The organism is Collinsella aerofaciens, assembly GCF_964243765.1.
GTDB lineage: Bacteria > Actinomycetota > Coriobacteriia > Coriobacteriales > Coriobacteriaceae > Collinsella > Collinsella aerofaciens_BU.
Map to the genome: position 1 here is coordinate 1 of NZ_CAXTGI010000001.1, position 12,697 is coordinate 12,697.

Annotated in this window: 10 protein-coding genes, 1 tRNA gene and 1 riboswitch; of the genes, 10 read left to right on the forward strand and 1 reads right to left on the reverse strand. The window is 60.3% G+C overall.

Going from position 1 to position 12,697, the window contains the following annotated elements; genetic code table 11:
- Nucleotides 1–337 precede the first annotated feature (337 nt).
- Nucleotides 338–530: riboswitch (FMN riboswitch) on the forward strand.
- Nucleotides 531–536: 6 nt separating this feature from the next.
- From ACESSC_RS00005 to ACESSC_RS00045, 9 genes are all read left to right on the forward strand, one after another.
- Nucleotides 537–1,127, forward strand: coding sequence for an ECF transporter S component (locus ACESSC_RS00005; RefSeq protein WP_055252299.1), 591 nt, complete (start codon nucleotides 537–539; stop codon nucleotides 1,125–1,127).
- Entirely contained in the window at nucleotides 1,124–3,028 is a 1,905-nt protein-coding gene (locus ACESSC_RS00010; protein ID WP_373160739.1) for an energy-coupling factor transporter ATPase, read from the forward strand. The genes ACESSC_RS00005 and ACESSC_RS00010 overlap by 4 nt, the downstream gene beginning before the upstream one ends.
- Nucleotides 3,028–3,828, forward strand: a complete 801-nt coding sequence (locus tag ACESSC_RS00015) for an energy-coupling factor transporter transmembrane component T family protein (protein WP_118065866.1) — start codon at nucleotides 3,028–3,030, stop codon at nucleotides 3,826–3,828. Before ACESSC_RS00010 ends, ACESSC_RS00015 begins: the two co-directional genes overlap by 1 nt.
- A 30-nt stretch (nucleotides 3,829–3,858) precedes the next feature.
- Nucleotides 3,859–4,305 carry a pyridoxamine 5'-phosphate oxidase family protein gene (locus tag ACESSC_RS00020; RefSeq protein ID WP_373160741.1) on the forward strand — a complete coding sequence of 149 codons (447 nt, stop codon included), beginning with the start codon at nucleotides 3,859–3,861 and terminating at the stop codon, nucleotides 4,303–4,305.
- 41 nt (nucleotides 4,306–4,346) lie between these two features.
- On the forward strand, nucleotides 4,347–4,757 hold the full coding sequence (locus ACESSC_RS00025) for a pyridoxamine 5'-phosphate oxidase family protein (protein ID WP_055252303.1): 411 nt from the start codon (nucleotides 4,347–4,349) through the stop codon (nucleotides 4,755–4,757).
- 257 nt (nucleotides 4,758–5,014) lie between these two features.
- Entirely contained in the window at nucleotides 5,015–6,085 is a 1,071-nt protein-coding gene (gene argC, locus ACESSC_RS00030; RefSeq protein ID WP_118065862.1) for an N-acetyl-gamma-glutamyl-phosphate reductase, read from the forward strand.
- Nucleotides 6,086–6,219: 134 nt separating this feature from the next.
- Nucleotides 6,220–7,488 (forward strand): bifunctional glutamate N-acetyltransferase/amino-acid acetyltransferase ArgJ, encoded by a 1,269-nt coding sequence (gene argJ / locus ACESSC_RS00035; RefSeq protein ID WP_199572774.1) that lies wholly within the window; start codon nucleotides 6,220–6,222, stop codon nucleotides 7,486–7,488.
- A gap of 81 nt (nucleotides 7,489–7,569) precedes the next feature.
- On the forward strand, nucleotides 7,570–8,550 hold the full coding sequence (gene argB, locus ACESSC_RS00040) for an acetylglutamate kinase (protein ID WP_089572540.1): 981 nt from the start codon (nucleotides 7,570–7,572) through the stop codon (nucleotides 8,548–8,550).
- 69 nt (nucleotides 8,551–8,619) lie between these two features.
- Complete coding sequence (locus ACESSC_RS00045) at nucleotides 8,620–9,903, forward strand: aminotransferase class III-fold pyridoxal phosphate-dependent enzyme (protein WP_373160743.1); 1,284 nt, start codon at nucleotides 8,620–8,622, stop codon at nucleotides 9,901–9,903.
- Nucleotides 9,904–10,514: 611 nt separating this feature from the next.
- Here the strand turns inward: ACESSC_RS00045 and ACESSC_RS00050 are convergent.
- Nucleotides 10,515–10,590, reverse strand: a tRNA-Val gene (locus ACESSC_RS00050).
- A gap of 187 nt (nucleotides 10,591–10,777) precedes the next feature.
- Between ACESSC_RS00050 and asnB the strand changes: the two genes are divergently transcribed.
- Complete coding sequence (asnB, locus tag ACESSC_RS00055) at nucleotides 10,778–12,658, forward strand: asparagine synthase (glutamine-hydrolyzing) (protein WP_099432112.1); 1,881 nt, start codon at nucleotides 10,778–10,780, stop codon at nucleotides 12,656–12,658.
- Nucleotides 12,659–12,697 lie beyond the last annotated feature (39 nt).

A 12,697-nucleotide genomic window follows, 5' to 3' on the forward strand; every position in this document is an offset into this window, starting at 1 on the left:
TCTGATGGTGTCGACGTCAATGGTATACGGGTGCATCATCAACGTCTTCAACACAGAAAATATCAGTGCGGAATGTTCCGGAGGGAAGCCCCCGTCACGCCCCCGGATTCCCTGCGTTTACGGCCTTGAGGTCGGCGGGCGGAGGAGGACGTGGTTGTGGGGGATGCGTGTCCCGGTCGCTGTTTCGCGGCTCTGCCGCGAAAGGCGCGCTACTTTGGGGCGGATGGAGGACGTGGTTGTTGCGCTAACTTGTCCCTACCGCATTTCTGGAGCGTTTCCCCACCACAAATTACCCTTGGCATACTTGCGCGAACGATTGCTCGTGCTACACTTGCAATTGCTGTTTCAGGGCGGGGTGGAATTCCCCACTGGCGGTAAATCGGGCGGTGCCAAAGGGGTGCCGTGGCGCAGACGAGGCGTTTGCGACCGAGCCGATGAGTCCGCGACCCGTGTGTGCGTTGGTTCGCATGCCGGCTGAACTGGTGAGATCCCAGTACCAACGGTTAGAGTCCGGATGAAAGAGGCAGGTGATCTTAATGTCTGAACAGTCGCAGCATATCCATTTTGAGAACACGAATAGGTGGAGCACCAAACAGCTCGTTACCATGGCGCTGATGTGCGCCTTGGGCGCCCTGTTTATGTATGTGCAGCTGCCCATTCTTCCCTCGGCGCCGTTTTTGACGTATGACCCGTCGCTGGTGCCGGCGATGGTGTGCGGGTTTGCGTATGGTCCTGGTGCCGGCACTGCTGTTGCCGCCATGGCGATCGTTATCCATGCGCTCACCACGGGTGACTGGGTCGGCGCGCTTATGAACCTGGTTGCCACGCTGGGCTACATTCTGCCCGCGGCTATCGTCTACCAGAAGATGCATACCTATAAGGGTGCCGTGATTGGCCTGGTGCTCGGCGTCATTGCCGCTACGGCGTTGTCTATGGTCGCAAACCTTACCATTGGCGTATGGTTCTGGTATGGCTCGGTCGATGTGATCGCCCCGCTTATGATTCCTGCCGTGCTGCCGTTCAACCTTATCAAGACCGTGCTTAACTCGGTGTTGACGCTAGCGGTGTATAAAGCAGTCTCCAACCTCATCACGCCTAAAAAGGACCAGGTCAAAGGCCGCGCATGATTGAGTGTCGGGGCGTTTCCTTTAGCTATGACGGTGCCGTACCGGCACTCGACGGCGTCGATCTGAACATCGAGGACGGGGAGTTTTTCTGCATCCTCGGTGGCAATGGGTCGGGCAAGTCGACGTTTGCCAAGCATCTGAATGCGCTGCTGCAGCCCGATGCGGGCACGGTACGTATCAACGGTATGGATGCGTCCGATCCCGAGCTGGTCTACGACATTCGTTCGACCGCAGGCATGGTGTTCCAGAATCCCGACGACCAGCTGGTGGCAACGCTTGTCGAAGATGACGTTGCGTTCGGTCCCGAAAACCTTGGCGTGCCATCGGCGCAAATTGCGCAGCGCGTACGCGAGGCGCTGAAGGGCGTGGGCCTGGTGGGCTTTGAGCGCCACGAGACCCATGCGCTTTCGGGCGGTCAAAAGCAGCGTGTGGCGCTTGCCGGTGTGCTCGCCATGGAACCGCGCGTGCTCATTTTGGACGAGGCGTCCTCGATGCTCGATCCGCGCGGGCGCAAGGGCCTTATGAAGGCCTGTCACGTGCTGCACGAACGCGGCATGACCATCGTGATGATTACGCACTTTATGGAAGAGGCCGCCGAGGCCGATCGTGTCGCGGTGTTTCGGGCGGGGCGCGTTGCCATGCTCGGTACGCCCGAGGAGATTCTGACGCGGGCAGATGGGCTCGTGGAGCTCAACCTGGATATGCCGGCGTCGTGCTGCTTGGGCATGGCGCTTCGTGCGAAGGGCGTGCCCGTTCATGCGCGGGTGCGCGAGGCGGATATGGTCGCCGAGATTGCGCAGGTATATGCCGACCGGAGTGGGGAAGACACCGCAGGGCGGCCTTCTGCATCCGATTCTCGTGTGCTCGACAACGCCTCCTCTGCAACCGACGGGACAGCCGCGTCGGAGCCCGTCATCGAGATTTCGCACCTCTCGCATAGTTACTCGCTGAGCGCCCGCGAGCGTCGCCGCTGGCATAAGCGCTCGGCCGTTGCGGGCAAATCGAGCAAACAGGCTCTCTGGGGAAACGACCCCAGCAGCCCGTGGGCGCTGCGCGATGTATCGCTGACGGTGCGTCGCGGCGAGTTCCTGGGCTTAGCAGGTCATACCGGTTCGGGTAAGTCGACGCTGGTCCAGCATCTCAACGGGCTGATTCGTCCGCAGGAGGGAAGCGTTTGCGCGCTGGGGCTCGACTTATCAAGCAAGAAAGATGCCGCCGCGGTTAAGGCCAAGGTCGGCGTGGTGTTTCAATATCCCGAGCGTCAGCTGTTTGCCGAAACCGTGACGCAGGACGTGGCGTTTGGCCCGCACAACCTTGGCTTGCCGCAAGATGAAGTCGACCGTCGCGTCGAGTCGTCGCTCTCGCGCGTGGGCCTCGACCTTTCTACGGTCGGCGACAAGAGTCCCTTTGAGCTTTCGGGCGGTCAGCAACGGCGTGTGGCATTCGCCGGTGTGCTCGCCATGGAGCCCGAAGTCCTGGTGCTCGATGAACCCATGGCGGGGCTCGATCCGGCTGCGCACAGGGATTTCCTTGAGCTTATCGATCGACTTCACCGCGATGGCCTGACCGTTGTCATGGTTTCGCATAGTATGGATGACCTGGCCAATTGCTGCGACCGCATCGTCGTGATGAACGAAGGTGCGGTGTTTGCAGAGGGAACCCCCGCGCAGGTGTTTGCACATGCCGATGAGCTCAAGTCGATCGGCTTGGGCGTACCTGCTGCCCAGCGCATGGCGTTGGCGCTCGCGGAGGCGGGCGTGCCGCTGCGTTGCGGCGGGCTCTATACGGTTGAGTCGCTGGCAGACGAGTTGGTGGACCTGCTAATCGGTCGCTCGGACGGTCCTTCTAACGTCGCGGACATTGCTAAATCCAAGACGGTCGCGCGAGAGGAGGGCTGCTAATGGAGGCGTTTTCGTTTGGCAGCTACTATCCGAGCGATAGTGCGATCCATCGCCTGGATCCGCGCACCAAGCTGCTCCTGGGCTTTGTGTTTTTAATCACGACGCTGACCGTCGGCGGCTTCCGCGGACTGGCTCCTGTCGCAATTTTCGTCGTGCTGATCTATGCCGTGTCCCGGGTGCCGGCTCGTCGCGTTCTGTCGTCGATGGCGCCGCTGCTGGCAATCGTCGTCGTGGTCGCGGTGCTCAACTTGTTTACCGATCAGAGTGGGCGCATCCTGTGGCAGCTCGGCTTTTTGCAGATAAGCGAGGGCTCGCTGCATTCCGCCGTCTTTATGGCGTGCCGCCTGACCTTGATGATGGCCGGCATGAGCGCCATTACGCTCACCACGCCTACGCTCGACCTCACCGCGGGCTTTGAGCGCCTGCTCGCACCGTTTGCGCGCGTGGGGCTCCCTGCGCATGAGCTCGGCATGATCATGGGCATCGCGTTGCGCTTTATGCCGCAGTTTGCCACCGAGATGAAGCAGACGGCGGACGCGCAGGCAAGCCGCGGCGCACGCGTAACGGGTGGCCCGCTCGGCGGCGTGCGTATGCTCGGCAGTGTGGCGATTCCACTGTTCACGGGCGTGTTCCGTCATGCCGAGACGTTGTCTGCCGCCATGGATGCACGCTGCTATCACGGCGAGCAGGGCCGCACGCGTCTGCATGCACTTGCATTTCGCCGCGGGGATGCGCTGGCTGCGGTTGTGACGATGCTGCTGCTTGCGTGTGTCATCGTCGTCAACCTTCAACTTGTTTAGGCGCGATTCGAGCGCAAGAAAGGGGCCCCTATGACCGACAACGACCGCACGGCTCAGCTTGAGCGCGCCTGTTCGTATCTCAGGCGCATTCCGGCGTGGTATCTGGCCACGACCGATGTGACCGACGGGCATCAGCCTCGCGTGAGGCCGTTTTCGTTTGCCATGGTCGATGACGGTAAGCTGTGGTTTTGCACGTCGCGCGACAAGGATGTGTGGGCGGAGCTGAGTGCGGATCCCAAGTTTGAGCTCTCGGGCTGGAAGCCGGGGGAATGTTGGATCGTGTTGACCGGCGAGGCCGCACTTGAGGACGACGCGGTTGTGAGCGACAAGGTGCGTCAAGCGGGTTTTAAGCACATGGTGGGCATCGGCGAGGAACACGAGAGTGCCAACGACGGCCGCCTTGCTTTCTTTTCGGTCCGCAACATTGCCGCGCGCTTCTGTGATATTGACGGCAGCGAGGAGCGCCTGGAGCTCTAACGTTTACCAACCAGTCAAATGAGCTAGCGGCAGGAGGAACCGTGGACGGATTGAATACGGTGTTGGAGTATCTGACGTCGGTGCCGGCATGGTATTTGGCGACGAGCGTTGACGGACAGCCTCATGTGCGTCCGTTTTCGTTTGCGCAGATCCAGGATGGCAAGCTGTGGTTTGTAACAGCGCGCACCAAAGATGTGTGGCAAGAGCTGCTGCAAAACCAGCGCTTTGAGGCCACGAGTTGGTGGCCGGGCCATGGCTGGCTTATCTTGCGCGGGCGTGCCGGCTTGGATGACCGGGCTTTAGGCGAAATGCGCGAAGCCGGGTGGAAGCATCTAGAGCACCTGGGCGAGCACTATGAGGGGCCTAACGACCCCACGCTCGTCTTCTTTAGCGTCGAGGATCCCGAGGCTTTTATCTGCAATCACGACGAATGGGTGCCGGTCGAGCTCTAGCCAGCTGGCTCATCCTAACAACTTGGTTTTCGCATGGGCGGGCCCCGTATTGCCCGGCGCCGTTAGGAGCGCCGGTCAATACGGGGCCCGCTCCATTTGTCAATTCCTTCAAGCGAATGTGTCGGGAATGTTTCAATGCATGAATATGCAAGCCATTTACGTAATCATGCATCTTTTGGTGCTAAAGTTTCAACCCACTTCATAATGACCGCTGCGAAATGCGCATCGGTGCATAAATCGCAGACAAGGAGTCTGATATGTCTTTGAAGGTTGGAATCGTCGGCGCGGCTGGATATGCCGGAGCCGAGCTCATTCGCCTCGTCCTCGGTCATCCCGAGTTTGAACTTGTTGCCATTACGTCCAACGCCGATGCCGGCCAGCCGCTGTCCGCGGTGTATCCGAGCTTTGCTGGTGTGAGCGATCTGGTTTTCACCACGCATGACGCCCCCGAGCTCAAGAGCTGCGATGCGGTTTTTCTTGCCGTGCCGCACACGGCTGCCATGGCACAGGTGCCCGCGCTGCTTGCATCGGGCGTCTCCTGCTTTGATCTTTCGGCCGACTACCGTCTGAACGACGCGTCCGTCTTTGAGACATGGTATGCCGCCGAGCATACGAGCCCCGAGCTGCTCAAGACCCGTGCCTTCGGTCTGCCCGAGCTGTTCTGCCAAGACTTGGAGACCGCCGCATCCGACCATGCCGACGGCAAACCCGTGCTGGTCGCCTGCGCCGGTTGCTATCCCACCGCAACGAGCCTTGCCGCCGCGCCCGCCGTGCGCGTCGGCTGGGTGGCCGAGAACGGTCCCGTGATTGTCGATGCCATTAGCGGCGTGACGGGCGCCGGTAAGTCCTGCAACGCCCGCACCCATTTTTGCAGCGCCGACGAGAACTTGGAGGCCTACGGCGTGGGCAAGCATCGCCACACGCCCGAGATTGAGCAAATCCTTGGCCTGACCGATCGCGTCGTCTTTACCCCGCACCTGGCACCGCTCAAGCGTGGTCTGCTCTCCACGGTGACGCTGCCGCTTACGCCGCAGGCTATCGATACCTTGACCCTTGAGGACGTTGTCGACCATTACAAGCAGTTCTACGCCGGTCGCACCTTCGTACGCGTACTCGATGCCGGTCAGCAGCCCAAGACGGCTTCGGTCGTCGGCACCAACGCCGCCCAGATCGGCCTCGCGCTCAACAAGCGCGCGGGCGTGCTGGTGGCGACGGGCGCCATCGACAATCTGTGCAAGGGCGCTGCGGGCCAAGCAGTCCAGTGCGCCAATATCGTCTTTGGCTTTGACGAGCGACGAGGCTTGCCCACAGTGGCGTGCCCGGTGTAGCACATTCGATTGTTAACGATTTGGTAGTCGGGCATCGAGTGGGGCGCCACTCTTAAGCTGGTCTCATGATCACGACTGGCATGGCGCACCAACCGATGTCCGTTTTTTGTTTGACATAAGGAGTCATAAAGACGATGAATACCGAGCTGTTTGATATCAAGATTCGCGCCGTCGAGGGTGGCGTTACGGCTGCGGCTGGTTTTAAGGCTGCAGGCATCCACGCTGGGTTCCGCAAGAACCCCGAGCGTCTGGATTACGCGCTCGTCGTGCCCGATAAACCCTGTCCCGGTGCTGGCGTGTTTACCACCAATCGCTTTTGCGCGGCGCCCGTGCAGGTGAGCCGTGCCAACCTGGGCGGTACCGACAAGGGGTACGGTATCATCGCCGGCATTTCGGTCAACTCTGGCAATGCCAACGCCGCCACGGGTGAGACCGGCCTTGCATGCGCGCGCGAGACGTGCAGCATCGCATCGCAGGTCATCGGCTGCGAGCCTCAGCAGATTCTGGTTGCCTCCACGGGTGTAATTGGCCAGATTCTGCCGATCGACACGTTTGAGACCGCCATTCCTGCTGCCTACGAGGCGCTCTCCGCCCACGGTGGCGCCGATGCCGCTCGCGCCATCATGACGACCGACACGCACTCCAAGGAGTACGCCGTGTCCTACGTCAGTGAGGCTGCGGGTCATGCGGGCAATGTCTATACGGTAGGCGGAATGTGCAAGGGCTCGGGTATGATCATGCCCAACATGGCCACCATGATCGCAGTTATCACCACCGATGCTCCCGTCGAGCCTGCGGCACTTCATGCCCTGCTGCTCTCGACCGTCAAGCAGACCTTTAACAAGGTAACGGTCGATTCCGACACCTCGACCAACGACACCTGCATCATGCTTGCCTCCGGCGCCGCTGCCGCAGATGCCGAGCCGATCGTCGAGGGCTCCAATGCCTTTGACGAGTTGGCATTTGCCGTGCACGAGGTGTGCGAGAGCCTGGCGCGCAATATCGCCGCCGATGGTGAGGGCGCATCCAAGCTTGTTACGGTCAACGTTACCGGCGCCGCTAACGACGAGGAGGCCGATATCGCCGCCCGTGCCGTTGCCAACTCGCCGCTCGTTAAGACCTGCATCGCCGGCCACGACTGCAACTGGGGCCGCGTTGCTATGGCGCTTGGCAAGTGCGGCGTGAAGTTTAATCAGGAAGACGTTTCCATCGACATGATGGGCATGCCTGTCTGTCGCGACGGTCTGACTGTTCCCTTTGACGAGGACGAGGCTCTACGACGTTTTGAGGCGCCCGAGATCGTGATCTCGGCCGACCTGGGCGCAGGCGACGCGGCAACGACCGTGTGGACCTGCGACCTCACGCATGAGTACATCTCCATCAACGGCGACTACCGTTCCTAGATTCCAGGCACGCTGCGCATCTTGCCGCGATTGCGGACAGCGGAGCACGGCGCGATAACGATACGAAAGACGAGGCAGATTATGAAATTCGCACGCGATTGTCGTTCGAGTGAATCCAACGAAGCAACCGCGCAGCTGCTGTTCGAAGCGCTGCCGTGGATTAAGAACCTGACCGGCAAGACGGTTGTTATCAAATATGGCGGAGCCGCCATGGTTGATGAGCAGCTGCGCCGCGACGTGATGAGCGACATCGTCCTGCTCAAGATCATCGGCATGCGCCCTGTTATCGTGCACGGTGGCGGCAAGGCCATCAACGAGGCGCTTAGCCACTACGACATCCCCGTCGAGTTTATGAACGGCCAGCGCGTGACCACGCCGGCGACCATGGATATCGTGCGCGAGGTGCTGGGCGGCAAGGTCAACCAGGAGCTGGTCGCGGCGCTCAACCATCACGGCAACCTGGCCGTGGGCGTTTCGGGCAGCGATGCCGGTACGCTCATCGCCGAGCCGCTCGACCCCGAACTCGGCCGCGTAGGCAAGGTCACGCACGTCAACACCGACTATATCGAGCGCCTGCTCGATAGCGAGTACATCCCCGTCATCGCTACCGTCGCGGCGGGGGAGGACGGCGGTTTCTTCAACATCAACGCCGATACCGCCGCCGGTGCCGTTGCGGCGGCGCTGCATGCGCATAAGGCGATCTTTTTGACCGACGTCGACGGCCTGTACAAGGACTTTAGCGATAAAGACTCACTCATCTCCAACCTAACGCTCGACGAGGTTAACGAAATGCTCTACGGCGGCGAGGTCGATAAGGGCATGATTCCCAAGCTGCGTGCGGCCGTCGATGCGCTTGCCGGCGGCGTATTTCGCGCTCACATCATCAACGGCACCACGCCGCATTCGCTGCTGCTGGAGCTGCTGACCGATGCCGGCGTCGGCACCGTGATCCATTCCACCGAGACGGCTTACGAGTTCGATACGCATCCGCATCCGCTTTCGACGTTTGCTGCGCGTCTGACCGAGAACCTCGACGAGGTCGAGAAGCTTCAGACAGTCTAACTGACCCGCAGCCGCCCCATTTCTGCACCCATAGGCCTGCGCCGTCCGGCGCTCAACGAAAGGCATCCCATGTCACTTGCAGCTCAGCAATCGCTTGAATCCCATTACGTTATGCATACCTTTGGCCGCTCTCCGGTCGAGTTTGTCGAGGGTCACGGCATGAAGCTCACCGGCGACGATGGTCGTGAGTACCTCGACTTTCTTGCCGGCATCGGCGTGTGCAGCCTAGGTCATGGCGACCCGGCTGTGCTCTCGGCGCTCGAGGCACAGACCAAAAAGCTCATGCATGTCTCCAATTACTTCTACATCGAGCAGCGTGGACAGGTCGCGGCGCTGCTGTCCAAGCTTGCCAACGACGACTTAGATGGTGCACGCGTGCTTGCCGATGCCATTGCCGCCGGCGATGAGACCACGGCAGCTGCTCTTGGTGCCCCGGCTGCGGATGAGCAGGTTTGGGAGACCTTCTTTGCCAACTCCGGCGCCGAGGCCAATGAGGGCTCGATGAAGCTTGCGCGCCTGTACGCCAAGCGTGCCGGTAACGGCGGCAACACTATCGTGTGCATGCGCGGCGGCTTCCACGGCCGTACGCTCGAGACCATTGCCGCCACCATGCAGGATTGGCTGCAGGATAGTTTCCGCCCGCTGCCGGGTGGCTTTGTGGCCTGTACGCCCAACGATATCAATGAACTGCGTGCGATCTTTAAGCAGCTGGGGAGCGAAATTTGTGCCGTGATGCTCGAGCCGATCCAGGGTGAGAGTGGCGTGCACCCCATGACCGAGGAGTTTATGGCGGCAGCGCGCGACCTGGCACACGAAGTGGGCGCCGTGCTTATAGCCGACGAGGTCCAGTGCGGCATCTTCCGCTCCGGCAAGCCGTTTGCATTCCAAACCTATGGCGTGGAACCCGACATCATGAGCCTTGCCAAGGGCATTGCCGATGGCGTGCCCATGGGTGCCGTCGTAGCAAAGAAGGAGATTGCCGACGTGTTTAAGCCGGGCGACCACGGCTCGACCTTTGGCGGTAGCTGCTTGGCTGTCGCGGCGTGCGCCGCGACGCTCTCCGCGCTCGTGCGCGGCGATTATGCCGACCATGCTGCCAAGGTAGGCGCCTATATGGAGGCAAAGCTCGCCAAGCTGCCGAACGTGACCGAGGTGCGTGGCCGCGGCTTGATGCTCGGCTGCGATCTGGACGATACTGTGGGTGATGCACACGACGTTGTGGCCCGTGCATTGGGGGCTGGTGCCGTGATTAACGCTACGGGTGCCCATACGCTGCGTTTCCTGCCGCCGCTCGTCTGCGAGGAATCCGACGTGGACAGTCTGATCGAGATCCTGTCGGACGTTTTGGCCTAACACAGCGAAATAACTTAACTTTGACCGGGTTCCGGACTGCGGACGTGCCCTATGTGGCATGATTCAGCGGTCTGGAGCCCGTTTTGCCTTAGATTTGCTAAGGCGGGGAGACCTGCTGGTCAAAAAACATCAAATATGAGTACTGTTACCAGCTGAATCTCATATGAAACCGACTATCTAGGATTAGTTAGACCACACATGTTCAGTTATGTTAATGGGGAAACAGCTAGCAAAGGCTTCAAATCGCTGATTCAGGGCTAGATTTACCCAGCGAAACCCAAAAATCGCTGCTACAAAATTAGTAACAGTACTCATTTTTGCCATTTTTTGGCCACGGCCTTTGTGACGGACGTGCTGGCGGGTTCGAATCCCTCTGCGCTGGGCCCAAAAAAGAAAGGCTCCCATAGCTGGGAGCCTATCAAATCAGTGGTGGGCGATGAGGGATGTCGCGTGCGGCTGACGCCGCCCGCTCTCGCTTCGGGCCTGCGGCCCTCGCGTGCTGCGCTGGAAAACGCTTCGCGTTTCCTCAGCTTCGCACCCTGTCGGGTTCGAATCCCATGCACCGGGCGCAAACAAAAACGGTCCCCTTTCGAGGACCGTTTCCAAATCAGTGGTGGGCGATGAGGGATTCGAACCCCCAGCCTTGTGCGTGTAAAGCACCTGCGCTAACCGTTGCGCCAATCGCCCGTGCGGAGAGAGTATAGCAAAACAATCGCCTCATTCATCTCATATCCATTAAAGGTAACCGTCGCGTGTCACAGCGGAGCTGATTCAGTTGAGATTGCCTGAACATTCCGCCCCTCTTTACGCCCTCGGGTATACTCAAAAGCTACTGATTCGATTTGATGCCCAGCAACAGCAGAGGGGATAGTATATGTGCGGTTTTGTCGGTTTTGTCGGTGGGACGGATAACCAATCCGAGGTGCTCACCAAGATGATGGACCGCATCGTCCATCGTGGTCCCGACATGGGCGGCCAGTTTATCGACGGCCGCGTTGCCCTCGGCTTCCGCCGCTTGTCGATCCTCGACCTGACCGAGGCCGGCGCTCAGCCCATGGCCAATGAGGACGGTAGCGTCGTCATTGTCTTCAACGGCGAGATCTACAACTTCCAAGAACTCCGTTCCGAGCTCGAGGCCAAGGGCTACCAGTTCCACTGCGGCGCCGACACCGAGAGTCTCCTGCACGGCTATGAGGAGTGGGGCGAGGCAGTACTCGATCGCTTGCGCGGTATGTACGCCTTCGTCATCTGGGACAAGAAGAAGAACAAGCTTTTTGGCGCCCGCGATATCTTTGGCATCAAGCCGCTCTACTACTATCCCATGGCCGATGCGGGCGACGGCGCTCCGGGCGTGCTCTTTGGTTCCGAGATCAAGAGCTTCCTGGACTACCCGCACTTCCACAAGGCGGTCAACAAAAAGGCCCTGCGTCCGTACATGACGCTGCAGTATTCGGCAACTGAGGAGACCTTCTTCGAGGGTGTCTACAAGCTGCCGCCGGCGCATTACTTTACCGTAGACATCCCGACCGGCAAGATGAACATCGAGCGCTACTGGGATTGCGATTACTCTGCCGTCGAGAAGCCGTTCGAGGAGTACGTCGACGAGCTGGACGAGGTCGTGCACGAGAGCGTCGAGGCCCATCGCATCGCCGACGTCAAGGTCGCGTCGTTCCTCTCCGGTGGCGTCGACTCCAGCTACATCGCCGCTTGCCTCATGCCCGACAAGACCTTCTCGGTGGGCTTCGATTACAAGAATTTCAACGAGACCAACTACGCCAAGGAACTATCCGACAAGCTCGGCGTCGAGAATGTTCGCAAGATGATCACCGCCGACGAGTTCTTCGGTGCGCTCGAGGACATCCAGTATCACATGGACGAGCCGCAGTCCAACCTGTCTTCCGTGCCGCTGTGGTTCTTGGCCGAGATGGCCCGCAAGGACGTCACCGTCGTGCTTTCGGGCGAAGGCGCCGACGAGCTCTTTGGCGGCTACGCCTACTACGAGGACACGGTCCCGGTCCGCAAATACAAAAAGATGGTGCCGCTGCCCATTCGTCGCGCGCTCGGTAACCTGGCGCTGCATATGCCGTACTTCAAGGGACATAACTTCCTGGTCAAGGGTGCCGAGATCCCCGAGAAGTCGTTCCTGGGACAGGCTCTGGTATGGCCGGAGCGCGAGGTCGACGGCGTGCTCAAGCCCGAGTACAACACCGGCGACGGCGCCTTCGAGCTTGCCGCTCCCATCTATGCGCGCGTGAAAGGTCAGCCCGAGCTGGTCAAGAAGCAGTACCTGGACATGAACATGTGGCTCCCGGGCGACATTCTGCTCAAGGCCGACAAGATGTGCATGGCGCACTCGCTGGAGCTGCGCGTGCCCTTCCTGGACCGCAAAGTCATGGAGTTCGCCGAGCACATTCCCGACCGCTACCGCATCAACGAGAACGGCAACAAACAGGTACTCCGCCACGCTGCCAACAAGTCGCTGCCCGATGAGTGGGCCACCCGTCCCAAGGTGGGCTTCCCGGTGCCGATTGTCTACTGGCTGCGCGAGCAAAAGTGGTACGACTATGTCAAGGAGTACTTCACCGCGCCGTGGGCAAGCGAGTTCTTCGATACCGACGAGCTCATGCACCTGCTCGATCTACACTTTGCGGGCAAGGGCGATTTCCAGCGCAAGATCTATACGCCGCTCGTGTTCCTGGTGTGGTACAAGCGCTTCTTTATCGACGAGGACCAGCCCGCTGTTCAGGCTGCCTAGCCTCGGCTTACGAACGCCTGCTCGTAACGGCTCCTCCGG